Below are 25,175 nucleotides of genomic sequence, written 5' to 3' on the forward strand. Positions count from 1 at the left end.
GGGCCTGCGTTGCTTCGCACACGCGGCGCCGCGCACCGGGCGCGGCAGCCGCGAACGCGTCAGCGGTTCGACGGGAAGCTGAACACCGTCCCTTCCCGCACGCCGGCCGACGGCCAGCGCTGCGTGATCGTCTTGCGCTTCGTGTAGAACCGCACCGCGTCCGGGCCGTAAGCGTGCAGATCGCCGAACAGCGAGCGCTTCCAGCCGCCGAACGAGTGGTACGCGACCGGCACCGGCAGCGGCACGTTGATGCCGACCATGCCGATCTGGATGTTGTCGCTGAAATAGCGCGCGGCCTCGCCGTCGCGCGTGAACAGGCACGTGCCGTTGCCGTATTCGTGCGCGTCGATCAGCGCCATCGCTTCGTCGAGCGAGTTCAGCCGGATCACGCCGAGCACCGGCCCGAAGATCTCGTGCTGATAGATCGGCATGCCCGGCTTCACGTGGTCGAACAGGCACGGGCCGAGGTAGTAGCCGCCGTCGTGGCCGTCGACCTTCACGCCGCGGCCGTCGACCACCAGCGTCGCGCCGGCTGCCACGCCCGCGTCGACGAAGCCCGTGACCTTGTCGAAGTGCTGCTTCGTGACGAGCGGCCCCATGTCGACGCCCGCGCCGTTGCCGGGGCCGACCTTCATTTTTTCGATCTCGGCCTTGAGCCCGGCGACGATGCGGTCGCCCGTTTCATCGCCGATCGCGACGACGAGCGGAATCGCCATGCAGCGCTCGCCGCACGAACCGTAGGCGGCGCCCATCAGCGCGTTCACCGCGTTGTCGATGTCGGCGTCGGGCATCACGACCGCGAAGTTCTTCGCACCGCCCAGCGCCTGCACGCGCTTGCCGTTCGCGCAGCCGGTCGAGTAGATGTATTCGGCGATCGGCGTCGAGCCGACGAAGCTCACCGCCTTCACGCGCGCGTCGGTGAGGATCGTGTCGACCGCCTCCTTGTCGCCGTTCACGACGTTCAGCACGCCGGGCGGCAGGCCGGCCTCGAGCGCGAGCTCGGCCATGCGCAGCGTCGACGAAGGCGTGCGCTCCGACGGCTTCAGCACGAACGTGTTGCCGCACGCGACGGCCATCGGCCACATCCACAGCGGCACCATCACCGGGAAGTTGAACGGCGTGATGCCGGCGACCACGCCGAGCGCCTGGAACTCGCTCCACGAGTCGATCGCGGGGCCGACGTTCTTGCTGTGCTCGCCCTTCAGCAGCTCGGGCACGTAGCTCGCATATTCGACGTTCTCGATGCCGCGCTGCAGCTCGCCCATCGCATCGGCGAGCACCTTGCCGTGCTCGGCCGTGATCAGCGCGCACAGTTCGTCCGCATGCTCTTCGAGCAGCGTCTTGAAGCGGCTCATCACGCGCGCGCGCTTCAGCGGCGGCGTGTTGCGCCACGCCGGGAACGCGGCCTGCGCGGACGCGATCGCGACGTCGACGGTCAGCTGGTCGGCAAGCGCGACGCTCTTGTGCGATTCGCCGGTGGCCGGGTCGAACACCGGCTGCACGCGGCTGCCGCCGTCGACGCGCTTGCCGTCGATCAGATGGCCGAGGGTGGAAGTCACATTGCTGTCGTGTTTCATGGATGGCTCTTTCGTCGATTCGTTGGTCGCGGTCACGTCGGTGACCGCGGTGGTCGCGATGACGCGGCGCTCGCTCAGTCGACTTCGTTCAGCGCGTCGGACAGCGCGTTGACGAGGTTGTCGATCTCGCGCTTCTCGGCGATGAACGGCGGCGCGAGCTGGATCGTGTCGCCGCCGTAGCGCACGTAGAAACCCTTCGCCCAGCAACGCATCGCGATCTCGTACGGACGCCGTGCCGGCTCGCCCGGCAGCGCCGCGATCGTCAGGCCGGCCGCGAGCCCGTAGTTGCGGATGTCGGCGATATGGCGCTGACCCTTCAGCCCGTGCACGGCCGCCTCGAAATGCGGCGCGAGATCGCGCACGCGCGCGACCGCGTCTTCCTTCACGAGCAGGTCGAGCGCCGCCACGCCGGCCGCACACGCGACCGGGTGCGCCGAATAGGTGTAGCCGTGCGGGAACTCGAGCATGTAGTCGGGGCCGCCGGCCGCCATGAACGTGTCGTAGATCTCCTTCGTCGCGATCACGCCGCCGAGCGGCTGCGTGCCGTTGGTCACCTGCTTCGCGAAGTTCATGATGTCGGGCGTCACGCCGAACGCATCGGCGCCCGTCATCGCGCCGGAGCGGCCGAAACCCGTGATGACCTCGTCGAAAATCAGCAAGATGTCGTGCGCGGTGCAGATGTCGCGCAGGCGCTTCAGATAGCCCTTCGGCGGGATGACCACGCCAGCCGAACCGGAGAACGGCTCGACGATCACGGCCGCGATGTTCGACGCGTCGTGCAGCGTGATCAGGTCGAGCAGACGGTCGGCGAGGTCGGCGCCGTTATCCGGCATCCCGCGCGAGAACTTGTTTTCGGCAAGCTGCGTGTGCGGCAGGAAATCGGCGTCGATGCCCTGGCCGAACAGCTTGCGGTTCGCGCCGATCCCGCCGACCGAGATGCCGCCGAAGTTCACGCCGTGATAGCCCTTCTCGCGGCCGATCAGGCGCGTCTTCGTGCCCTTGCCCTTCGCGCGCCAGTAGGCGCGAGCCATTTTCAGCGACGTGTCGGCCGCCTCCGAGCCTGAGCCCGTGAAGAACACGTAGTCAAGGCCGGCCGGCGTCAGCTCCTTGATCTTGTTCGCGAGCTCGAACGACTTCGGGTGGCCGAACTGGAACGCCGGTGCGTAGTCGAGCTGCGCGATCTGGCGGCTCACCGCTTCGGTGATTTCCGTGCGGCCGTGACCGAGGCCCGTGCACCACAGGCCCGACAGGCCGTCGAAGATCTTGCGGCCTTCGGCGTCCGTGTAATAGGCGTCCTTGGCGGACACGATCATCCGCGGGTCGGACTTGAACTGACGGTTCGCGGTGAACGGCATCCAGTGCGCGTCGAGCCATGCGGCGTCGGTGCGGAGGTTCGTGTCTTCGTGCTGGCTGGCGGAGATCGTGTCGGTCATGTGGGTCGGCGCGGTGCGCCCCTCGTACGGGTAATGATGTTGCGCATTGTCGGGACGCCGATTAGTCTTTTGAATATCGCAATATCAATGTTCACTTGCGCAACTATGCAAGCAAAGAAACCGAAGAGCCGCGCGCTGCTCGGGCAGCTCAGCGACATGGACCTGCGGCTGCTGCGGGTGTTCAAGGGCGTGGTCCAGTGCGGCGGAATGGCGGCCGCCGAACTCGAGCTGAATATCGGCATCTCGACCATCAGCCGCCACGTGAAGGATCTGGAAACGCGCCTCGGCCTGGTGCTGTGCCGGCGCGGCCGCGCCGGTTTCACGCTGACCGCCGAGGGGCAGACCGTCTACGAGGAGACGCTGCGGCTGCTGGCGTCGATGGAGGCGTTTCGCAGCAGAATCGACGGCATTCACGACAAGATGGGCGGAGAACTGCACATCGCCGTATTCGACAAGACGGCCACCAATCCGCAGGCCCGGCTCGGCGACGCGATCCGCCAGTTCGCGGACGAGGCGCCGGACGTGGCGCTGAACCTGCATGTCGCGTCGATCAACGAGGTCGAGCGCGGGATCATCGACGGCAGCTATCAGGTCGGGATCATTCCCGCGCACCGCAACTCGGGCAGCCTCGTCTATGCGGAACTGTTCGACGAGCGGATGCTGCTGTACTGCGGCCGCCAGCATCCGCTCTACGACGCGCCGCACGGCAAGCTCACGTGGACCTCGATCCGCAACCATGCGTTCGCGGGGCTCGGTTTTCACTCGCCGAACATGGAGCTGAGTCATCGCGCGAAGCTCACGCGCAGCGCGACCGCCTCCGACCAGGAATCGATCGCGACGCTGATCCTGTCCGGGCGCTATCTCGGCTTCCTGCCCGACCATTACGCGGAGAGCTTCGAAAACAAGGGGCTGATGCAGCCGATCGCGCCGCATCGGTTCAATTACCGCTGCCGCTTCGTGAGCCTGCTGCGGCGCTCGCCGCGGCCGTCGCGGGCGGCTTTGCTGTTCCAGTCGTGCCTCGAGGCCGCGCATGCGGCGGGGCATGCGGGCGAAGGATCGGGGGAGCGGGCGTAGGCGGGGCATTGAGGCGGCCGCGTCGGGCAAAGTAGCCGGGATGTCGGCGCATGTGTGGAACCGCCGTTGGCGGTCGGCGGTTGCCCCCGTGCCCGGCGCCGACCGCCGCGCCCCCCATCGGCCGCCCGATCCGCCTCTGCGATAATGCGCACTTCCCGTTTCCGCTCCGCCTCACGCCATGATGCAGCCGTCCGCCCCGCTCTCCACCGACCTGCCGCCGATTTCCTGCCTGCCCGGCGATGCGCTGCCGTGGCTGCCGATGAGCGCCGACCTGCCGGGGCTCGCGATCAAGTACCTGCACATCAACGCGGCAGAGGACACGCTCACCGCCCTGCTGAAGATGCCGGCCGGCGGCACGCTGCCGCGTCATCGTCACGACGGCGACGTGTTCGTGCACACGCTGCAGGGCGCATGGCGCTACCGCGAATACGACTGGATCGCGCACGCCGGCTCGACGGTGCTCGAACCGGCCGGGTCGGTCCATACGCCGGAAACGCTCGGCGCGCCCGGCGACGACGTGATCACGCTGAACGTGATGCGCGGCGACCTCGTGCTGCTCGACGACGACGGCCGCGAGACCGCCCGCGAGAATTGCCGCGTCGCGCTGCTGCGCCAGCGCAAGCACGCGCGTACCGCACCGCACGACGCGACGGCCTTCGTCACCCGCTAAGACCGGCAACAGCGGCGCGCCGCGAGGCCGACCGGGCGGGCGGCGGACGGCCCCGCTCGTCCGAGTCTGCCACCCGCCCGCCGCCCATCATCGAAAACGCCGAAAGAACCGCCGAATATCGTCGGCCAGCAGGTCCGGTTCTTCCATCGCCGCGAAATGGCCGCCGCTCGGCATGTCGGTCCACTGCACGACGTCGAACACCCGTTCGACCCAGCTGCGCGGCGGCCGGCTGATCTCCTTCGGAAAGCGGGCGAACGCGATCGGCACCGTCACGCGCTGCCCGGCCGCGAAGCGCATCGGCTGCAGCCGGTTCTCCCAATACATCTGCATCGACGAGCCGATGCACGCGCTGAACCAGTAGAGCGAAATGCCGGTCAGCAGCGTGTCGTGCGAAAACCGCCGCGCGACGTCGCCGTCGCAATCGCTCCACGCGCGAAACTTCTCGGCGATCCACGCGGCGAGCCCGGCCGGCGAGTCGTTGAGCGCGGCGGCGAGCGTCTGCGGCCGCGTCATGTGCACATGCGCATAGCCGCCTTCCAGCGCGGCCCATTCGGCGCGCTCCCTGACGAACGCCCGTTCTTCGTCGGTCAGCGGCGCGGCCGCGTCGATCGCAGGCTCGTAACTGCCCGGCAGGTAGTTGAGGTGGATGCCGTCGACCACGTCCGCATGTCGCGCGCCGAGCGCGATCGACACGCCCGCGCCGAGATCGCCGCCCTGCGCGCCGAAGCGGCGATAGCCGAGGCCGGCCATCAATGCGGCCCAGCAGTCGGCGACCTGAAATGCCGCGACGCCGGGCGCCGCCGGCGGCGGCGAGAACAGGAAGCCCGGCAGCGACGGCGCGACGACGTCGAACGCGTCGTGCGGGTCGCCGCCGAACGCGGCGGGGTCGCACAGGCGCTCGATCAGCGCGTCGAATTCGAACACCGACCCCGGCCAGCCGTGCGTGATCACGAGCGGATACGGGTTCGGCCCCGCGCCGCGCCGATGGATGAAATGCACGCGCTGCCCGTCGACGTCCGCGACGAACTGCGGCAAGCGGTTCAGCGCCTGCTCGGCCGCGCGCCAGTCGAATCGTTCGGCCCAGTACGCGGTCAGATCGCGCAGCCACGCGCCGTCGACGCCCTGCTGCCAAGGCTCGGCTGGCGTCAGCAGCGGCACGCGCGTGTCGCGCAGGCGCCAGTGCAGGTCGGCGAGCGCATGATCCGGAATCTCGATGTTGAACGGGACGGCGTGCATCGTGTCTCCTCGCGAAGGATATCGACGCGATTCTGCGCGATTTTTATAACGCGCGCAGACGGCGCCGCGACGCGTCAGCCGGCTTCGCCCACGTCCGCGCGCGCATCGCGCCGGATCGCCTGCGGCGGCACGCCGAAGCCGCGCACGAACGCATCGCGCAGATGCCGCCGGTCGCGAAAGCCATTCTCCTTGGCGATCACGTCGAGCGAATGCCGGCTCTGCTCGATCATCAGCCGGGCGGCCTCGAGCCGCAGCCGCTCGATCGCCTTCGCCGGCGACTGCCCGGTTTCGAGCGTGAACACGCGGCTGAACTGCCGCGGGCTCAGGTGCACGGCGTCGGCCAGCGCCTCGACGGTCAGCGCACGGCCGAGGTTCTGCCGCGCATAGTTGAGCGCGTTCTGGATCCGGTCCGACTTCGGCGCGAGATCGAGCATTTCGGAATGCTGCGACTGCCCGCCCGCGCGGCGCTGCTGCATCACGAGCTTGTGCGCGACCGAGCGCGCGGCCTCTGCGCCCAGATCCTTCTCCACCATCGCGAGCGCGAGATCGAGGCCCGCGGTCATCCCGGCCGACGTCCACACCGGCCCGTCGACGATGTAGATGCGGTCCTCCTCGACCCGAACGTCCGGAAAACGCTTCTGCATGTCGCGGCCGAACGCCCAGTGCGTGGTCGCGCGGCGCTGTGCGAGCAGCCCGGCCTCGGCGAGCACGAACGCGCCCGTGCAGATGCCGGCGATCCGCCGCGCGCGCGGGTTGGCACGGCGCAGGAACGCGACGACCGCGGCCGGCGCGGGCGCCGCCAGCGGATCGTTGACGCCCGCGACGATCCACGTGTCGACGTCGGTGCGCCGGCCGCGCAACGGCCGCGTGGCGACCCGCAGCCCGAGCGACGAGCGCACCTCGCCGCCGTCGACCGAATAGTTGTCCATCGCGTAGAACGGCTCGCCCGCGGTCAGGTTCGCGTACTCGAACACCGATTGCGCGGCGAGCGCCATGATCTGGAAGCCGTCGCTGAGCAGAAAGCCGATGCGGTGCATGCATATCTCCGGAGGCGGGCGGGCGGGCGTCGCGATCGCGATTGACCGGCCCGATGTCCGAAATCATACCCATCTACGTCATTTGTGTCGCGGCGATTCGACGCCAGAATGCAGCCATGCACTCAACCTTTGTCCCAACACGGAGCGACATCATGACTGAAGCACATCGCGGTACGGCCGTCATCACGGGCGCCTCGTCCGGCATCGGCGCAATCTACGCGGACCGCCTCGCGCGCCGCGGCTACGACCTGATCCTGGTCGCACGCAATCGCGACCGGCTGGCCGCGCTCGCCGAGCGCATCACGAACGACACGCGGCGCAGCGTCGAGATCGTCGCCGCGGACCTCAACGATCGCGCGTCGCTCGCCGCCGTCGAGGCGAAGCTGAAGGAGGACGCGAGCATCACGCTGCTCGTCAACAACGCGGGCGTCGGCACGCACGCGGCGCTGCTGGACAGCGACGTCGACGCGATGACGCGGATGATCGACCTGAACGTCACCGCGCTCACGCGGCTGACCTATGCGGCCGTGCCCGGCTTCGTCGCACGCGGGCGCGGCGCGGTGATCAACATCTCGTCGATCGTCGCGTTGTCGCCGGAAACGCTCAACGGCGTGTACGGCGGCACCAAGGCGTTCGTGCTCGCGTTCAGCCAGTCGCTGCATCACGAACTCGCGGAGCGCGGCGTGCAGGTGCAGGCCGTGCTGCCCGGCGCGACCGCGACCGAATTCTGGCAGACCGGCGGCCTGCCGCTCGAGCACTTGCCGAAGGAGATCGTGATGTCGGCGTCCGAGCTCGTCGACGCGGCGCTGGTCGGCTTCGATCGCGGCGAGCTCGTGACGATCCCGTCGCTGCATGCGGCCGACGAATGGGAAGCGTACGACGCCGCGCGTCGCACGATGGCGCCGCATCTGTCGGCGAACGCGCCGGCGGCGCGTTATGTGGTTGCGCGGTAGCGCGGCGGCGCTCGCCCCTAAATCACCCCCGCCGCCCCGCGTCGCCCTTCACCCCCACCAGCAGCGCGACGCCGCTCAGCGCGAGCAGCGCGGCCAGCAGGTACACGGCGAGATCCATGCTGCCGGTGCGGGTGCGGATGATCCCGATCACCCACGGGCTGACGATGCCGCTCGTGATCCCGATGCTGCTGATCAGCGCGATCCCGGCCGCCGCCGCGTTGCCCGACAGGTAGCGGGTCGGCACCGCCCAGAAGATCGGCAGCGCGGCGAAGATCAGCGTCGCCGCGATCGACAGGCATGCGAGCATCGCCGCAAAGCTGTGCAGATGCAGCGTGAGCGCCGCGAGCGCAAGCGCGCCGCCGAGCGTGCAGCACGCGAAGTGCCGGCGGCGCTCGCCGGTGCGGTCCGAGCGGCGCGCGATCAGGATCAGTCCGACGGCGCCGACGGCGTTCGGCACGACCGTGTAGAGGCTCACGGCCACGACGTCGGTCACGCCGAAGTCGCGAATCATCAGCGGCATCCAGAAGTTGAGCGTGAGCGACGCGCAGGTGAGCGAGAAGTAGACGAACGCGAACAGGTAGACGCGCGGATTCGCGAGCGCGGCCGCCACGCTGCGCCGGTCGTGCGCGCCGTGCGCGCGGGCATCGCCGCAGACGGCCGCGACGCGCGCCTTTTCGTCGGGCGTGAGCCAGGCGGCGTCCTGCGGGCGATCGACCAGATACGTGAACGCGAAGCAGGCGAGCACGATCGCCGGCGCGCCCTCGATCGCGAACATCCACTGCCAGCCGTGCAGCCCGAGCACGCCGCTCATGTCGCGCATGATCCAGCCCGACAGCAGGCCGCCGAGCACGCCGGCGACCGCGACGCCGGCAAAGAACACGGAGATCGCCGCCGCGCGCCGGTTCGACGGGAACCAGTAGGTCAGATACAGCACGATGCCGGGGAAGAAGCCGGCCTCGAACACGCCGAGCAGGAAGCGCAGCACATAGAAATGCGTCGGCTGCGACACGAACATCATGCCGGTCGACGCGAGCCCCCACAGCAGCATGATGCGCATGAAGGTGCGGCGCGCGCCGAAGCGTGCGAGCAGCAGGTTGCTCGGCACCTCGCAGAACACGTAGCCGACGTAGAACACCGCGGCGCCGAGCCCGTACATCGCGTCGCTGAAGCCGAGGTCGTGCTTCATCTGCAGCTGCGCGAAGCCGATGTTGATGCGGTCGAGGAACGACACGACGTAGCAGAGGAACAGGAACGGCACGATCCGCCACGCGATCTTGCGGAACAGCAGCGCATCGCCCGCTGCGGGCGCGCCGGCGGATTCGAAGGCGGGAGCGGAAGCGGAAGCCGAGGCGCTCGCGTGCGCGAGCGTCGCTTCGGCGGGAAGCGGTTGGGGCATGTCTGTCTCCAAACGGGCCGCGCGATGCGAGCGCGCGGCAGTCTCCGAGGGCGTGCGTGCGCCCTGCTTTCTTGTGAGATCGGAACGCGGCGCGCCGATGCGCGCCGTCAGAACGACGGCCGGACGTCCGCGCGGACGCCGCGCCGCCGTGCCGCCCTCAGTCCTGCAGCGCGGCCCACATTTCCTTGTCGCGCTGCGCGGTCCAGATGCGCGGATGCGTGATGCCGCTCGCCTCGTCGAACGCGCGCGACACGTCGAACGGCAGGCAGTGCTCGTAGATGAACACGTGGCCGAACTTCGGGTCCATCGCTTCGCGCGTGAGCGCCATCGACGCCTTCAGGTCGAGCTTGCGCTCGACGGCCTTGCGGCCCTGCTCGAGCAGCGTCGTCACGAAGTCCTTCGTGTAGTCGAGGCCCTTGTTCACGTCGGCCGGGCTCAGCAGCGCGGGGCCGCGGCCCGGCACGAGCTTGTCGGCGCCGAGCGCGCGCAACGCCTCGAGCGTGGCCGGCCACTGTTCGAGCTGCGCGTCGCCGCAATAGCACGCGGCGTCGTATTCGACCAGATCGCCGGAGAACAGCACCTTCTGCGACGGCAGCCAGACGATCGTGTCGCCCTTCGTATGGCCCGAGCCGACGTGCATGATCTTCACTTCGAGCTTGCCGAGGAACAGCGTGATCTCGCGCTCGAACACGAGTGTCGGCCAGGTCAGGCCGGGCACCGTCTCGACGCCCGCGAACAGCCGCGGGAAGCGCTCGATCTCCGACTTCATGTCCGCTTCGCCGCGCTCGACGATCATCTCGTAGGTGCCGCGGCTCGCGATCACGTGCTGCGCGCCTTCGGCGAAATATGCGGACGCGCCGAGCACGCGCACCGCGTGGTAATGCGACAGCACGACGTGCTTGATCGGCTTGTCGGTCACGCTGCGGATCTTCGCGATCAGGTCTTGCGCCATCGCGGGCGTCGCGGTCGTGTCGACGATCAGCACGCTGTCGTCGCCGACGATCACGCCCGAGTTCGGGTCGCCTTCGGCGGTGTATGCGTACGCGTTCTCGGACAGCTGCGTCCAGGTGATCTTCTTCTCTTCGAGATCGGCTTGGGAGGCGAATGCTTTGGCCATGTTGCGTTCCGTGGCTGCGAGCCATGTGTTGAAGGGAGTGAGCCGATGATCGTCCTGCGTCGACAATTTGTCAATGACAAACGCGCTTGCTATTGTTTAATACGGGTAAACCTGCGGACGGGCGCGACAAGGGGCGTCGGATACCATGCGGGGTTTCGTCATCGGAAGAATCAACGCGTGCAGAACCATGAAGTCAGCGCGGACGACGCGCCGCCGAAGGCGCAGCGCGGCATCCAGAGCGTCGAGGTCGGCGGCCGGCTGCTCGACGCGCTCGCACGCCGGCGCAAGCCGCTCGGGCTGTCGGAGCTGGCGGCGGCGGCCGACCTGTCGAGCGCGCAGGCGCACACCTATCTAGTCAGCCTGACGCGGCTGGCGCTCGTGAAGCGCGACGCGCTGACCGGCAACTACGAGCCCGGCCCGCTGTCGCTGCGACTCGGGCTGATGTCGATCGAGCGCCAGCCGGCCTATCGGGCCGCGCTGCCGCATGCGGCCAGGCTCGCCGAAACGGTGGGCTTGAGCGTCGCGCTGTCGGTGCCGGGCGTGCTCGGGCCGACGATCGTGCGCATCGAGCACGGCGGCTATCCGCTGCACATGAACCTGCACGTCGGCTCGGTGATGTCGCTCGACGCGACGGCCACCGGCCGCGTGTTTCGCGCGTTCGGCGATCCTGCGCAGCTCGACGCGATGACGGCGAGCCACGCCGCCGGTGCAGATGCGCATGAATACACACACGCGGACGCGCATGCCCGGCCCGACGCGCACCCGTCGCGCGCCGAACTCGACGCGATCCGCGCACGCGGCATCGAACGCAGCGTCGATCGGCCCAGCCCCGGGGTCAGCGCGATGTGCGTGCCAGTGCTCGACGCACACGGACGGCTGCAGCTGGCATTGACGGTGATCGGCCCGAGCGGCTCGATCGATGTCGGCTGGGACGGCCCGATCGCGACCGCCCTGCGCGACGCGGCACGGCAAGCCACTGCGTCGCTCGACGCCGCGCCCGATGTGCGGCCGGGCACGCCGGCCGTGCCGCGCATCCCGCCCGCCCTCGGCGACGATGCGAAAGCACAGCGCGGCATCAACGCACTCGACAGCACGGGCGAGTTGCTGCTCGCACTCGTATCGGCCGGCCGCGGGCTGCCGTTGCGCGACCTCGCGGCGGCGGCCGGCATGCCGGCCGCCAAGGCGTTTCCGCATCTGGTGAGCCTGCAGAAGATCGGCCTGCTGAGCCGCGACGACGCCGGCTGCTTCGACGGCGGTCCGCTCGGCCTGGCGCTGGGGCTGATCGCGATGCAGCGCGTGTCGCCGACGCGCGATGCGGAGCCCGAGATCGTCGCGCTCGCGGCCGCGACCGACATGAGCGTGGCCGCGGCGACGCTCGGGCCGCTCGGCCCGACCGTGATTCGCCTGGAGGAATCGGCGCGGCCGCAGCACGTGAGCCTGCAGGTCGGCACCGTGATGTCGCTGGTGAATACCGCGATCGGACGCGTGTTCGCGTCCGGCATGTCCGACGACGTGCTCGCCGGCCTGCTGGCCGACGAGCCGGTGCGCCTGGCAGGCGGCGCGACGCAAGTGGACGACGGGTTCCGTGCGCGGCTGGCGACGATCCGCGCGGACCAGCTCGATTTCGCGTTCGACGCGCCGGTGCCCGGCATCGGGACGATCGCCGCGCCGGTGTTCGATCACACGGGCAGCATTCGGCTGGTGATCGCGATCATCGGCTCGTCGCGCGGTTTCCCGCGCGGGACGGACAGCGAACTCGCTCATACGCTGCTCGCGGCCGCGCGCCGGCTGTCGTGGCGATTCGGGTGGATCGGCGGGTGATTGCCTGCGGTTGCTTGCCGTCCCTCGGCGGTGCTCGCCGGCGTGTTGCCCGCGTCGCAATGCCGTGACGGCGCGGCCGCGACGCTACTGGCCGTCACCTCTCGGCGAAGGCGTGCAGGTCCGTTGTTGTGCAGTCGCAACGATAACCGTCAGGAATTCTCATATAACGAAATCGCATTTCACAAGGTGGCGATGTTTCTCTATCATTAGGGTTATCCCTAATCACCACCCAAATGGGGTTTCGTCATGCAAACGTCTAATGTCTCGAACCGCTCTGCCGAATCCGCTGGCTGGCTCGCACGTATTGGTGATCTGATCGCGGAAGCCTGGGCACTGCACCTCGAAAACTGCGAAATCATCGCGCAAGCACACGCACGACTGCCGCGCTAAGCGCGCGTCGAGCCGACCGGCCCGCTTGGTCTTACGAGCCGTCGGTTCAGTGCCGATAGACGTAACGACGTCCGGGCGTCTCGCGGAAACACCGAAGGCGCACCCGACAGCGCCGGCCGCCGCGTCGCGGAAGATTCATCCGCTTTCAATCGCCGTCGGTGCCCCGGATCCGCAGCCGCTGCGCCCGGTTCGAATGCCACGCGCAGCGGGCCTCGGCGGCGCGATGGTAGCCGCCTTCCCCACTTCGACCGTAGTCCGCCCGAGCCGCGCCGCGCCCGCGTCGTCACACCTGAATCGACGGCACGTCTTTCATGCACCGCAGCGCGAACATCGAGCGACTGTGGCGAATACTCGAAATCCGGTACAGCTTCTCGCGCAGGAAGCGCTCGTAGCCTGCCGTGCCGTCCACCGCGACCTTGATCCAGTAGTCGTACTCGCCCGACACCAGATACGCCTCGAGCACCTCCGGCAGCGCCGCGAGTTCCGCGCCGAAGCGGCCCAGCGCGTCGTCCTCGTGGCGATCGAGCGTGACTTCGAGGATCACGATGTCCGCGTAGCCGAGCATGCGCTGGTTGACCAGCGCGACGTAGCCGTCGATATAGCCGTCGAGTTCGAGCTGCCGCGTGCGGTTCCAGCAGGCGGTCGTCGACATGCCGATCTGTTCGGCCAGTTCGGCGTTCGACAGACGCGCGTTCTTTTGCAGTGCAGCGAGGATCTTGCGGTCCTGGTTGTCGAGGGTTTTTGGCGTGCGTTCACGGGTGGCCATGGCAAAAGGAATCTTCTACTGAGGATTTTCATTCTAGCCGAACGACGTTCCGATTTGCGCGGCCCTTCGCCGGAAAACAGGAAGCCTTTTAACCGCCGCGCTTGATACATTTTCTCCATGCCTGTCGACCGGCGCACCCGCTGCGACAACCCCCTCGCGACGGATGTCCGACCGCAATCACGAGTTGCGGCGCCGGTCACGCAGGCATGCGAAACCCGCCTCCCGTACGCCTATCCGGTTGTCCGGGCCGGCGTCCGAACCCCTGCTCCGTGATCCCTGTCATGTCGTTCCGGCTTTATCTGTCGTTCGTCGCCGCATCGGCCGTCCTCATCTACGCGCCCGGCCCCGTCAACCTCCTCACGATGAACCAGGCATTGCGCACCGGCTGGCGCCGCGCGCTGCCCTGCGTATGGGGCGGCACGCTCGCCGTGCTGCTGCAGTTGGCACTGACCGCGCTGTGTCTGAACTCGCTGGTCCACCTCGATACGCACGCGCTCGCCGTGCTGCGCTGGGCCGGCGCCGCCTACCTCGTATGGCTCGGCTGCAAGCAATGGCTGAGCCGCGCGCCGGCCGACGCTGCGGCGGCCGCGACGCCCGCGACCGGCCACGCCGCGCGCGACGCCGAATCGGGACGCGCGCTGTTCTGGCGCGGCGTCGCGACATCCGGGCTGAACCCGAAGACGCTGTTGTTCTTCCCGTCGTTCTTTCCGCAATTCCTCGTCCCGAATGCGGACTGGAGCTTGAACGGGCAATTCCTGCTGCTCGCGACGACCTTCGCGTTGCTGTTCGTCGGCGGCATGGCGTCGATGGCGCTGCTGTCGCACCGGCTCAGCCGCGCATTGCAGCGACCCGCGCGGATGCACGCGATGAACCGCGTGACGGGCGGGCTGCTGGTCGGGATGGGCGCGATCATGGCCGGTTGGAACTGAGGGCCGCGGGCGGGCGCGTCGGGGATTGCGCCGGTGTGACGCGCCGTAGCCCGGAATTTGCGGCGCGGGAGTGGCCGGGCCGCGTAGGTCCGTCGCATAGAGCAGACCGCGTGGGCAGTATCGCGTCGACTCGCCGCATCGGCTGACTCGGTTCGGCACTTTGGGACATTCGGCACCGGGACGTAGGCCGTCGACGATCATTAGCATCATATTTTTGAACCGCTATAATTTTCTGCGCCTTGCGAGACCCATTCCCGGAGCATTTCGATGCGAATCCGAAGCACTTATTTGAAAGTGAATAACCTCGAGCGGGCCGCAACATTCTGGGAAAATCTATTAGAGCAGCCGCCGAACCGCAAGACGGAGAGATGGGCCGAGTTTTCGCTAGGTGAAATCCGATTCGGGTTATTACTGAACGATTTCGGTGATGAGTTCGCCGGTAGCGGATGCGTACCGGTGTTCGAGTTCGATATATCTGACTTGCACACATTTGTGGAACGCGCGAAGGCTCTTGGAGCAAAAGTCGTTCTCGATGCGCTAAACATTGAGACCATGCAGGGCGTTGTTCTCAGCGACTCCGAGGGCCACGAATTCGAGCTGTGCAGTTGCCACGAATAGTTTGCTGTCCTCCGCAGGAACCGGTCGGCTTGCTTCCTGCAACGGACGTCGACCGACTAACCACAAGGATGGAACCCCGTGAAACACGCAGGTCTAGCAGCGCTCGGGCAGCTTGAAAGTACCCTTCGCGACTTGCGTGAGTTTCCGGACTTACGTGAACGTTCAACCGGTGTTTTTTACAGAAAATCTCGATCTTTTCTGCACTTCCACGAAGATGCGACGGGGCTTTACGCCGACCTTCGAGTCGGCCAAGAATTTGAACGATTCCCTGTGAATTCAGCAATCGATAGGGATGTTTTAATGGCAGCAGTTCATCGCGCGTTGGAATTATAGGTTCCTATCTTAAGCTATGTAACACACAAGACCCATTTGGACCGGTCAAAGTTTTGAATCACGCTTAAGAGAAACTGCATCATGAAGTGTCGGCGGTCGGAAGCTTCGACTGTCCGAATCGGATCGATCACGGCCCTCGATGAAGTGACGGAAAGAGCAATCTCAGGCCTTGTCTGACGCTGACTGAGAGATCAGGTCTCGACTTACGCAACTCTGTCGCATACATCGCGATCGCAGCGCGTAGGTCGCATCCGCGCGGCCACACCACATCAGCCTTCGCGCGTAGATCGCGTCGCATAGGCCGTATCGCGTGGGTCGCACCGCGCTGCCCACCGCCATCGCCCGCCAAGAACACTCCCCCGCTCCACGCGCCCAGTACAATCGCGCGATGTCCGAACTCCTCACCTACGGCGGCCTGTTCGCCGTGTCGATGATCGCGGCGACGCTGTTGCCGCTCCAGTCCGAAGCCGTACTCGCCGGCCTGCTGCTCGCCGCTCGCGAGCCCGCGTGGGCGCTGGTGCTCGTCGCGAGCGTCGGCAACGTCGCGGGCTCGGTGATCAACTGGGCGCTCGGCCGCGGCATCGAACACTTCCGCGAGCGCCGCTGGTTCCCGATCAAACCGGCCGCGCTCGCGCGCGCCGAGCGCTGGTACGCGCGCTATGGCCGCTGGTCGCTGCTGCTCAGCTGGGCGCCGGTGATCGGCGATCCGCTGACGATGATCGCCGGCGTGCTGCGCGAGCCGCTGTGGTCCTTCACGGCGATCGTCACGATCGCGAAAGTCGCGCGGTATCTGGTCATCGCATGGCTCGTGACGCGCTGACGGCGTCCGCCCCGGCATGCCGGCGCGCGCGCGCACTGCGCACCCGGCCGGTTTCGCATCGCTAAAGAATCCGCCGAAGCTGCCGTACTCCTTACAGTCTGCGGTGACGCGTGCGTTCCGCTCCTCTCACCCACTCAGGATTCCCATGAGATTGACCCACTTGGGCCGGGCGAGCGTCGGCGCGCGTCTGGCCGCGCTGGCGTGTGTACTCGTCGCACTGCTGTTCACTGCGTTCGCATGGGCGCTCGCCCACTTCGCCAGCGAGCAGCTGGCCGATGAAGCGCATGCACGCATCGCCGACAAGGAGCAGTCGATCCGCGCGATGGTCGAGATGTTCGACAAGGCGCTGTCGGCCGAAGCCAACCGCGCGATGTCGCTGTTCGCGAGCTTCCTGCCGGCCGATTTCTCGCTCGACCCGACGCGCACCGTCGACATCGGCGGCGTCGCCGCGCCCGTGCTGTCGGCCGGCGGCCAGCCGCTCGATCTCGACTACGCGATCCCCGACCAGTTTCTGCAGAAAAGCGGCGCGATCGCGACGATCTTCGCGCGCGACGGCGACGACTTCGTGCGAATCACGACGTCGCTGAAGAAGCAGGACGGCACGCGCGCGGTCGGCACGCGCCTCGACCGCGCCGGCCCGGCGTACGGCCCGCTCGTCGCCGGACGCAGCTACACGGGCCTCGCCAAGCTGTTCGGCCGGCCGTACATCACGCAATACAAGCCGGTCACGGACGCGACCGGCCGCGTGATCGGCGCACTGTTCGTCGGCCTCGACGTCGGCGCGGAGCTGCAGGTCGTCGAGAACGGCATCCGCGCGTTGAAGATCGGCGACAACGGCTATTACTTCGTCGTCGATGCGTCGCCGGGCGCGACGCGCGGCACGCTGGTCGTCCATCCCGACGCGGCTGGGCAGCGCGCCGACGACACGCGCGCACCGTACGCGCAGATGCTCGCCGCAGGCCAGGGCCAGCTCGCGTACACGTCGCTCGACCCGGCCGCGCACGACGCGCAGCCCACCGCGAAATTCGTGTCGTTCACGACGATCCCGCAATGGCAATGGCTGGTCGGCGGCATCGCGCTCGACGACGAGCTGCTAGCCGGCATGCGCACGCTGCGCAATCGCTTCCTGATGATCGCGGCCGTGCTGGTGGCGGCGTTCGCGGGGCTGTTCGTGCTGGTCGTGCGGCGCGTCGTGAGCCGGCCGCTCGATGCGGCGGCCCGCGCGTCGGAACGCTATGCGGCCGGCGATCTCAGCGTGCGGATCCGCGATGGCGCGACCGCGCGCGGGGTCGCCGGCAACGACGAAATCGGCCGGCTGGTGCAGGCGGTGGACGGTATCGGCGACGGCCTCGCCCGGATCGTCGCGCAGGTGCGCGGCAGCGCTTCGGACATCGCGAGCGGGACGGTCGGCATCGCGGCCGGCAGCAGCGACATCGCCGCGCGGATCGCGACGCAGGCGAGCAGCGTCGAGCAAACGGCCGCGAGCATGGAGCAGATCACGACCGCCGTGCAGCAGAACGCCGAGCACGCGGCGCAGGCCGATGCGCTGGTGGCGCACGCGTCGGCGGCGGCCACCGACGGCGACGCGGCCGTCCAGCGCGTGGTCGCGACGATGGACGACATCGGCCGCACGACGCGCCGGATCGCCGAAATCACGACCACGATCGAAGGCATCGCGTTCCAGACCAATATCCTCGCGCTGAACGCGGCGGTCGAGGCCGCGCGGGCCGGCGAGCACGGCCGGGGCTTCGCGGTGGTCGCGGCCGAAGTGCGCGCGCTCGCGCAACGCAGCGCCGCCGCAGTGAAGGAGATCGAGGGGTTGAGCGCCGAATCGGCGACCACGGTCGAACAGGGTTACCGGATCGCGGACGCCGCGCGCGGCACGATGCGCGACATCGTCCAGCGCGTCGAGCAGGTCAGCACGCTGATCGGCGAAATCAGCACCGCGTCGCGCGAGCAGTCGACCGGCATCGAGCAGGTGAATCTGGCGATCACGCAGATCGGCGACGCGACGCAGCAGAATGCGACGCTGATCTCGGCAGCCGAGCGCGCGGCGGTCGCGTTGCGCGACCAGGCCGCGCAACTGTCGGAAGCCGTCAGCGTGTTCCGGCTGGCGCGTAGCGCGTGACGCGCTACGCCGCCGCGCGACCGGCCCGTTACTTCGTTACTTCTTGTCGCCGGCCAGGTCGATCGCCTTGTCCGATCCGACTGCGTTGCGCAGCTGGAACTTCTGGATCTTGCCGGTCGAGGTCTTCGGCAGCTCGCCGAAGCGCACGACCTTCGGCACCTTGAAGCCCGCGAGCAGCTGGCGGCAATGCGCGAAGATTTCGTCCTCGGTCGCGCTCATCCCGTTGCGCAGCTCGACGAACGCGCACGGCACCTCGCCCCACTTCGGATCGGGCATCGCGACCACCGCCGCGACTTCGACGGCCGGATGCCGGTACAGCGCGTCCTCGACCTCGATGCTCGAGATGTTCTCGCCGCCCGAAATGATGATGTCCTTGCGGCGATCCTTGATCCGGATATAGCCGTCGGGCGTCAGCACGCCGAGATCGCCCGTATGGAACCAGCCGCCCTGGAACGCCTCGTCCGTCGCGTGCGGGTTCTTCAGGTAGCCCTTCATGCAGATGTTGCCGCGGAACATGATCTCGCCGAGCGTCTCGCCGTCGGCCGGCACCGGCTCCATCGTGTCCGGATCGAGCACCGTCGCGCCCGCTTCCAGGTGGTAGCGCACGCCCTGGCGCGCATTGAGCCGCGCGCGCTCGTCGTCGGGCAAGTCGTCCCAGTGCGCCTGCTTCGCGCAGACCGTCGCCGGGCCGTACACCTCGGTCAGCCCGTACACGTGCAGCAGGTCGAAGCCGATTTCCTTCATCTTGGCGATCACGGCCGGCGCCGGCGCGGCGCCCGCGACCATCGCATGCACCTTGTGGTCGATCCCGGCGCGCAACTCGGCCGGTGCGTTCGCGATCGCGCTCTGCACGATCGGCGCGCCGCAGTAATGGGTGATGCGCTCGTTGCGGATCAGGTCGAACACGGTCTTCGCGTCGAACCTGCGCAGGCAGACGTTGACGCCCGCGCGCGCGGCGATCGCCCACGGGAAGCACCAGCCGTTGCAGTGGAACATCGGCAGCGTCCACAGATACACGGCGTGCTTCGGCATGTCCCATTCGAGGATGTTGCTGATCGCCGCCAGATAGGCACCGCGATGGTGATAGACGACGCCCTTCGGGTCGCCGGTCGTGCCGGACGTGTAGTTCAGCGCGATGGCCTCCCACTCGTCGGCGGGCGGCGTCCAGGCGTAGTCGGGGTCGCCGCTCGCGACGAACGCTTCATAGTCGGTCGCGCCGGCGAAACGGGCGGGATCGGCGGGCATCGCGTCGGCGACGCTGACGATCTTCAGCCCCGGCACTTCCAGCGCCGCGCGATGCGCGAGCTCCGCATATTCGGTGTCGACGATCAGCACCTTCGCTTCGCCGTGCCGCAGCATGAACAGCATCGACGCGATGTCGAGCCGCGTATTGATCGTGTTGAGCACGGCGCCCGCCATCGGCACGCCGAAGTGCGCTTCCACCATCGCGGGAATGTTCGGCAGCAGCGCGGCGACCGTCTCGCCGCGCCCGACGCCGGCCCGGGCCAGCGCGCTCGCGAGCTGCTTGGCCCGCGTGTAGGTCTCGGCCCACGTGCGCCGCACGTCGCCATGCACGATCGCGAGCCGCGCGCCGTAGACTTCCGCCGCGCGGACCAGGAAATCGATCGGCGTGAGCGGCACGTAGTTGGCTTCGCGGCGGCCGAGTCCGGCCTCGAACATCTGGGTCATGATCCTGTCTCCGTCTTCTTTCGGCCGGCGCGCATGCACGGCGGCCTGCTTTGATGTGGTTCAATTGCCGATAGCCTAACGGGCGCTATTGTGAGCCGTCTGTCATCGAAACGACAGAGTCCCTTTCGAGCGTTTCGCGTTATCCCTATCCTCGCAAACCCGCACCCATGCACGACCATCCCGTTGCGCCGCCCGAGACGGCCGCGCCCCACGCCGAGCCGCCGGACGACCGGTCGGCCGACTTGACCGTCCCGGCCGTCACAACCGTCACGACCGTTACTCCGGCCGGACCGGGCGCATTTGACGCACCCGACTCGGCCGTGGCGGCGGCCGCCCCCATCGTCCCCGCCGAGCCCGCCCCACTCCCCGACCTCGCCACGATGTTCGGCCAGTGCGCATGGTTCCGCGCGCTGGCGCCCGAGCACCAGGCGCTCGTGCTCGCGCAGTCGCACGCCGAGCGGCACGAGGCCGGCGACGTGATCGCGCAGCGGCTCGCGCCGTCCGAGTACTGGATCGGCGTGCATCGCGGCCTGCTGAAGCTGGCGATCTTCAACGCCTCGGGGCGCGGCTGCACGTTCTCCGGCGTGCCGTCGGGCGGCTGGTTCGGCGAAGGCAGCGTGATCAAGCGCGAGCTGCGCAAGTACGAGGTCGTCGCGGTCCAGCGCTCGACCGTGCTGATGGTGCCGGTCGACACGTTCCACGCGCTGCTCGACACCAGCCTGCCGTTCACGCGCTTCGTCATTCATCAGCTGAACAACCGGATGGGCGAGTTCATCGCGTCGATCCAGAACAGCCGGCTGCTCGACGTCGACGCGCGGGTCGCGCAGTCGCTTGCCCAGCTGTTCAACGCCGCGCTGTACCCGGACACCGGCCCGTCGCTCGCGATTTCGCAGGAGGAACTGGGGATGCTCGTCGGCGTGTCGCGGCAGCGGATCAACCAGGCGTTGCAGCAGCTCGAAAAACGCGGCGTGCTGCGGCTCGCCTACAACCAGATCGAAGTCGTCGATCTGGCGGCGCTCGCGCGGGTCGGCATGGAGCAGATCTGAGCGGCGCGCATTCGGTGCGACGAACCCGACGAATCGGCGCACGCCGCCGCGCGCGATCCTGACAATTCCGCCAGTTTCGCGCCAGTAACGCGTTGCGCGCCGTCACCTATCATTCGAAGTCCGCGCGTCGATTTGCGGCTCGCGGCACGGTCGTTGCAGCGGCTAGCCATGCAGGATCGCGGCGCCGGGCGCGCACGAAGTCGCGCGAAATCGCACGCATCGCGCCGCCGTCGCAGCCATTCCCGCAGCCCGGCGCGCACGCCGGCCCTCAATCCGTTACGCGAACCTGTCCATGAAAGTCCTGATCGTCGAAGACGAACCGAAGGTCGTCGAATACCTGAAGAGCGGCCTGACCGAGGAAGGCTGGGTCGTCGACACCGCGCTCGACGGCGAAGACGGCGCGTGGAAGGCCGTCGAGTTCGACTACGACGTGGTCGTGCTCGACGTGATGCTGCCGAAGCTCGACGGCTTCGGCGTGCTGCGCGCGTTGCGCGGGCAGAAGCAGACGCCCGTGATCATGCTGACCGCCCGCGACCGCGTCGACGATCGCGTGCGCGGGCTGCGCGGCGGCGCCGACGACTATCTGACCAAGCCGTTCTCGTTCCTCGAGCTGATCGAACGGCTGCGCGCGCTCACGCGCCGCGCGCGCGTGCAGGAATCGACGCTGATCTCGATCGGCGATCTGCGCGTCGACCTGATCGGCCGCCGCGCGACGCGCGACGGCACGCGCCTGGACCTGACCGCCCAGGAATTCCAGCTGCTCGGCGTGCTCGCGCGGCGCAGCGGCGACGTGCTGTCGAAGACGACCATCGCCGAGCTGGTGTGGGACGTGAACTTCGACAGCAACGCGAACGTCGTCGAGACGGCGATCAAGCGGCTGCGCGCGAAGCTCGACGGCCCGTTCGCGGACAAGCTGCTGCATACGATCCGCGGCATGGGCTACGTGCTCGAGGCGCGCGACGACGGCGACAGCGAGAGGCACGCATGAAGCGCTCGATCACGCTGCGGCTGGCGGCGATGTTCGGCATCGTGTCGCTGCTCGTGTTCTCGCTGGTCGGCTGCGGGCTGTTCGCAGTGATGGAACGCCAGCTGTTCGCCGAGCTGCGCGCGACGATCGACACGCGCGCGAAGGTCGCGCAGATGATCGTGTCGCATGCGACCACGGCGATGCGCGGCCGGCTGATGCAGGACAAGCTCGCCGACCTCGAACCGCCCGACGGATCGACGCGCTACCAGATCGACAGCCCCGACGCCGACTTCCGCTTCGGCCGCCCGGTCGACGGCGTGCCCGTCGGCCCGCCACTCGGCGCGTTCCAGCAGTACGCGCTGAACCACAGCAGCTACGACGTGATGACGAAGACCATCCCGATCGCCGGCAGCGGCGAGCGCCCGGACCTGAAGCTGATCGTCGCGTCGTCGTGCGAACGCACGCAGCGGATGCTGCGCCGCTTCGCGTGGACGCTCGCGGCGCTGATCGCGATCGCCAGCGCCGTCACGCTGCTGCTGGGCCACGCGGTCGCGCGCTTCGGGCTCGCGCCGCTCGACCGGCTGTCGCAGGACGCGGCGAGCGTGAGCGCGACGAACCGCCGCCAGCGGCTGCACACCGACGCGCTGCCGACCGAGCTGCGCGAGCTCGCCGCGTCGTTCAACGGCGCGCTGGAACGCATCCAGCAGACCTACGCGCGGCTCGAGGCGTTCAACGCGGACGTCGCGCACGAGCTGCGCACGCCGATCAGCATCCTGATCGGCCAGACGCAGGTGGCGCTGACGAGCCGCGACCGCTCGGTCGACCGGATGCGCCAGACGCTGCAGTCGAACCTCGAAGAGTTCGAACGGCTGCGCGTGATCATCAACGACATGCTGTTCCTGTCGCGCAGCGATCGCGGCGAACGCGCGACCGACCTGAAGCACGTGTCGCTCGCCGACGAAGTGCGGCGCATGCTCGACTTCCTCGAAATTCCGCTCGACGAGGCGCAATTGCGCGTGCAGCTGCACGGCGATGCGCGCGCGGCCGTCGATCCGTCGCTGTTCCGGCGCGCGATGACGAACCTGCTGATCAACGCGATCCAGCATTCGGCGCCCGGTGCGACGCTGACCGTCACGATCGCGCGCCGCGACACGCTCGTCGACGTGTCGGTCGCGAACCCCGGCGAGCCGATCGACCGCGAGCAGCGCGCGCACGTGTTCGAGCGTTTCTACCGGCTCGAGGAAGCGCGCGCGAACAGCAAGGAGAACCACGGGCTCGGGCTGTCGATCGTCAAGGCCGTCGCGGAGATGCACGGCGGCGGCGTGTTCGTCACCTGCTCGGGCGGCGTCAACACGTTCGGCTTCTCCGTGGCGATACATGCGGACGGCCGCGCTCCCGCGCGCGGTGTCGAGGCCGACGGGCCGCCCGTGCTGGCGCAGGCATCGCGCGCGCTGCGCTGACGGTCCGCGCGCCGAGGGCAGTTTTCTTCAATACGGGCCGACGCGGCGCCCGTAGTCTCGATGCGACTTTCAACCTGTCGCATGGAGACACCTGATGAGCATGCTGGTTTCGATGGCCGCGTTCGCGCTGGCGTCGTCGATCACACCCGGTCCCGTCAACATCGTCGCGCTCAGCGCGGGCGCACGCCACGGTCTTGGCGCGAGCCTGCGCTATGCGGCCGGCGCGACGCTCGGTTTCGTCGCGCTGTTCCTGCTGATCGGCCTCGGCATGCACGCCGCGCTCGCGCGCTGGCCGATGCTGACCACGGCGATCCAGTGGTCGGGTATCGCGTTCCTGCTTTACCTCGCGTTGCGGCTCGCGCTCGACGACGGCCGGCTGCCGGCCGACCCGCATGCAGCGGACGCGGCCGGCCCGTCGGCGGCCGCAGGCGCCGCGATGCAGTGGCTCAACCCGAAGGCGTGGCTCGCCTGTGTGGCGGCGATGGGCGCCTATGCGGCCGACGGCGACCGCGCACAGGTGTGGCAGTTCGCGGCGCTGTATCTGGTGATCTGCTTTGCGTCGATCGCATGCTGGGCGTACGCGGGCGCCGCGCTGCGGGAACGGCTCGCGAACGCGCGCCGGATGCGGCTGTTCAACCGCGCGATGGCGCTGCTGCTCGCCGGCAGCGCGCTGTATCTGCTCGACGTGTAGCGGCGGCGCTTCGTTGCATGCGGCCGCCCGTCGATGATGACGGCCGCACTGCTCGCCTCAACTCGCCGCGCTTCGATACTGGCCCGGCGTCGCGGCCGCGATGCGGCGGAACGCACGCTGGAAATGCGCCTGATCCGCGAAGCCCGCATCGAGCGCGACGTCGGCGATCGGCCGGCCGCGCCGCAGCTCCGCGCGGCCGTACTGCACGCGCCGGTCGATCAGGAATGCGTGCGGCGTCATCCCGTAACGGGCGTTGAACGCGCGGATCAGATAGGACGGCGACAGGCCGGCGGCCGCGCAGATCGCATCGAGCGTGACGGCCTGACGGCAATGCGCGGCGATGTAGTCGGCCGCGCGCGCGAGCTTGGCGTTGTCGGCGCCCGGCCGGCGCCCGGCCGGCAACGCGCGGTCGAGCGCGCGATGCAGCGCGGTGAAGAACTCGACCGCCGCGCTTTCCTTGCCGAGCGGATCGACCTCGGCCGCGACGAGCGTGCGATAGAAGCCGCCGAACTGCGCGAACAGGTCGCGCCGCTGCGTCGCCTTCGCGGCGAAGCCGTGGAAATCGCAGTTCGGGCTGCGTCCCAGCGAATGCTGCAGACGCGCGAGCCACGGCACGTCCACGTAGACCATCCGGTATGCCCACGGATCGGCGCCGTCGGGATTGCACGCATGCACCTGCTCGGGATCGACGATCACGAGCACGCCGCGCCCCACGTGTTCCTTGCGCGCGCCGTTCAGATAGGTGCTCGTGCCGCCGACGATCGCGCCGAGCGAAAACGTGTCGTGCGTGTGCTTCGCGTAGCAGATCGACCGGCCGTCGTCGACGCTGCGCGCCTCGATGAACGGCAATGCGGTGTCGCGCCAGAACGGCGACGGCACGGCGGCAGGACGGGCGGAACGGCTCACGCGACAGGTTCCCGGTTCGGACGGCAAACGCACACCGTACAAGACTGCGCGGCGCGGCGCAACAGCGAACGGACGCGTTGCCGCCGAATCGCCTAAGCTTTGGGTTCCACCCGCCGCG

At 68.4% G+C, this 25,175-nt stretch carries 22 protein-coding genes; 13 read left to right on the forward strand and 9 right to left on the reverse strand.

Going from position 1 to position 25,175, the window contains the following annotated elements; translation table 11 throughout:
• Positions 1–59: 59 nt before the first annotated feature.
• Positions 60–1,577, reverse strand: a complete 1,518-nt coding sequence (locus AK36_RS05340) for a CoA-acylating methylmalonate-semialdehyde dehydrogenase (RefSeq protein ID WP_045578033.1) — start codon at positions 1,575–1,577, stop codon at positions 60–62.
• Positions 1,578–1,651: 74 nt separating this feature from the next.
• A complete protein-coding gene (aptA, locus tag AK36_RS05345) occupies positions 1,652–3,010 on the reverse strand; it encodes an omega-aminotransferase AptA (protein WP_011882147.1) in 1,359 nt (452 codons plus the stop codon).
• A 105-nt stretch (positions 3,011–3,115) separates the two neighbouring features.
• Here aptA and AK36_RS05350 point away from each other — a divergent pair, with 105 nt between their 5' ends.
• A complete protein-coding gene (locus tag AK36_RS05350; RefSeq protein ID WP_011882146.1) occupies positions 3,116–4,084 on the forward strand; it encodes a LysR family transcriptional regulator in 969 nt (322 codons plus the stop codon).
• A 178-nt stretch (positions 4,085–4,262) separates the two neighbouring features.
• Positions 4,263–4,754 carry a 2,4'-dihydroxyacetophenone dioxygenase family protein gene (locus tag AK36_RS05355; protein ID WP_011882145.1) on the forward strand — a complete coding sequence of 164 codons (492 nt, stop codon included), beginning with the start codon at positions 4,263–4,265 and terminating at the stop codon, positions 4,752–4,754.
• 87 nt (positions 4,755–4,841) lie between these two features.
• On the opposite strand, the gene AK36_RS05360 is transcribed toward AK36_RS05355, so the two are convergent.
• Positions 4,842–5,990, reverse strand: a complete 1,149-nt coding sequence (locus AK36_RS05360; RefSeq protein WP_045578034.1) for an epoxide hydrolase family protein — start codon at positions 5,988–5,990, stop codon at positions 4,842–4,844.
• Between the two features lie 74 nt (positions 5,991–6,064).
• Positions 6,065–7,027 carry a GlxA family transcriptional regulator gene (locus tag AK36_RS05365; RefSeq protein ID WP_011882143.1) on the reverse strand — a complete coding sequence of 321 codons (963 nt, stop codon included), beginning with the start codon at positions 7,025–7,027 and terminating at the stop codon, positions 6,065–6,067.
• A gap of 152 nt (positions 7,028–7,179) precedes the next feature.
• On the opposite strand from AK36_RS05365, the gene AK36_RS05370 reads away from it, so the two are divergent.
• A complete protein-coding gene (locus AK36_RS05370) occupies positions 7,180–7,980 on the forward strand; it encodes an SDR family NAD(P)-dependent oxidoreductase (RefSeq protein WP_034193514.1) in 801 nt (266 codons plus the stop codon).
• A gap of 22 nt (positions 7,981–8,002) precedes the next feature.
• Here the strand turns inward: AK36_RS05370 and AK36_RS05375 are convergent, their stop codons facing one another.
• Both AK36_RS05375 and AK36_RS05380 read right to left on the reverse strand, forming a co-directional pair.
• Positions 8,003–9,376, reverse strand: coding sequence for an MFS transporter (locus tag AK36_RS05375; RefSeq protein WP_034193513.1), 1,374 nt, complete (start codon positions 9,374–9,376; stop codon positions 8,003–8,005).
• A 157-nt stretch (positions 9,377–9,533) separates the two neighbouring features.
• Entirely contained in the window at positions 9,534–10,493 is a 960-nt protein-coding gene (locus tag AK36_RS05380) for an MBL fold metallo-hydrolase (protein ID WP_034193512.1), read from the reverse strand.
• 177 nt (positions 10,494–10,670) lie between these two features.
• Here AK36_RS05380 and AK36_RS05385 point away from each other — a divergent pair, with 177 nt between their 5' ends.
• Positions 10,671–12,314: an IclR family transcriptional regulator gene (locus AK36_RS05385; protein ID WP_045578035.1), complete on the forward strand. Its 1,644-nt coding sequence runs from the start codon at positions 10,671–10,673 to the stop codon at positions 12,312–12,314.
• Between the two features lie 673 nt (positions 12,315–12,987).
• Here the strand turns inward: AK36_RS05385 and AK36_RS05390 are convergent.
• Positions 12,988–13,470 carry an Lrp/AsnC family transcriptional regulator gene (locus AK36_RS05390; protein WP_011882138.1) on the reverse strand — a complete coding sequence of 161 codons (483 nt, stop codon included), beginning with the start codon at positions 13,468–13,470 and terminating at the stop codon, positions 12,988–12,990.
• Between the two features lie 281 nt (positions 13,471–13,751).
• Between AK36_RS05390 and AK36_RS05395 the strand changes: the two genes are divergently transcribed.
• The 5 genes from AK36_RS05395 to AK36_RS05410 all read left to right on the forward strand — a co-directional run bounded on the left by AK36_RS05395 (position 13,752) and on the right by AK36_RS05410 (position 18,298).
• Entirely contained in the window at positions 13,752–14,399 is a 648-nt protein-coding gene (locus AK36_RS05395; RefSeq protein WP_034193510.1) for a LysE family translocator, read from the forward strand.
• Between the two features lie 267 nt (positions 14,400–14,666).
• Positions 14,667–15,017: a VOC family protein gene (locus tag AK36_RS05400; RefSeq protein WP_011882136.1), complete on the forward strand. Its 351-nt coding sequence runs from the start codon at positions 14,667–14,669 to the stop codon at positions 15,015–15,017.
• Positions 15,018–15,095: 78 nt separating this feature from the next.
• The gene (locus AK36_RS30715) at positions 15,096–15,350 is read left to right on the forward strand and encodes a hypothetical protein (protein ID WP_072465343.1); all 255 of its coding nucleotides are present in this window, start codon (positions 15,096–15,098) and stop codon (positions 15,348–15,350) included.
• 388 nt (positions 15,351–15,738) lie between these two features.
• Positions 15,739–16,170, forward strand: coding sequence for a YqaA family protein (locus AK36_RS05405; RefSeq protein ID WP_011882135.1), 432 nt, complete (start codon positions 15,739–15,741; stop codon positions 16,168–16,170).
• Between the two features lie 145 nt (positions 16,171–16,315).
• The gene (locus tag AK36_RS05410; RefSeq protein WP_045578036.1) at positions 16,316–18,298 is read left to right on the forward strand and encodes a methyl-accepting chemotaxis protein; all 1,983 of its coding nucleotides are present in this window, start codon (positions 16,316–16,318) and stop codon (positions 18,296–18,298) included.
• 36 nt (positions 18,299–18,334) lie between these two features.
• On the opposite strand, the gene AK36_RS05415 is transcribed toward AK36_RS05410, so the two are convergent.
• The gene (locus AK36_RS05415) at positions 18,335–19,987 is read right to left on the reverse strand and encodes an acyl-CoA synthetase (RefSeq protein WP_034193507.1); all 1,653 of its coding nucleotides are present in this window, start codon (positions 19,985–19,987) and stop codon (positions 18,335–18,337) included.
• A gap of 167 nt (positions 19,988–20,154) precedes the next feature.
• Here AK36_RS05415 and AK36_RS05420 point away from each other — a divergent pair, with 167 nt between their 5' ends.
• The 4 genes from AK36_RS05420 (at position 20,155) to AK36_RS05435 (ending at position 24,151) form a co-directional block, all read left to right on the forward strand.
• Positions 20,155–21,033 (forward strand): Crp/Fnr family transcriptional regulator, encoded by an 879-nt coding sequence (locus tag AK36_RS05420; RefSeq protein ID WP_330992349.1) that lies wholly within the window; start codon positions 20,155–20,157, stop codon positions 21,031–21,033.
• A gap of 292 nt (positions 21,034–21,325) precedes the next feature.
• Positions 21,326–22,021, forward strand: a complete 696-nt coding sequence (locus AK36_RS05425; protein WP_014724953.1) for a heavy metal response regulator transcription factor — start codon at positions 21,326–21,328, stop codon at positions 22,019–22,021.
• Positions 22,018–23,460, forward strand: coding sequence for a heavy metal sensor histidine kinase (locus AK36_RS05430; RefSeq protein ID WP_045578037.1), 1,443 nt, complete (start codon positions 22,018–22,020; stop codon positions 23,458–23,460). Before AK36_RS05425 ends, AK36_RS05430 begins: the two co-directional genes overlap by 4 nt.
• A gap of 94 nt (positions 23,461–23,554) precedes the next feature.
• Positions 23,555–24,151, forward strand: coding sequence for a LysE family translocator (locus AK36_RS05435; protein WP_011882129.1), 597 nt, complete (start codon positions 23,555–23,557; stop codon positions 24,149–24,151).
• Between the two features lie 57 nt (positions 24,152–24,208).
• Here the strand turns inward: AK36_RS05435 and AK36_RS05440 are convergent, their stop codons facing one another.
• Complete coding sequence (locus tag AK36_RS05440; RefSeq protein ID WP_045578038.1) at positions 24,209–25,057, reverse strand: AraC family transcriptional regulator; 849 nt, start codon at positions 25,055–25,057, stop codon at positions 24,209–24,211.
• Positions 25,058–25,175: the final 118 nt, after the last annotated feature.

Origin of the sequence: Burkholderia vietnamiensis LMG 10929 (genome assembly GCF_000959445.1) — a bacterium.
Classification (GTDB): Bacteria; Pseudomonadota; Gammaproteobacteria; order Burkholderiales; family Burkholderiaceae; genus Burkholderia; species Burkholderia vietnamiensis.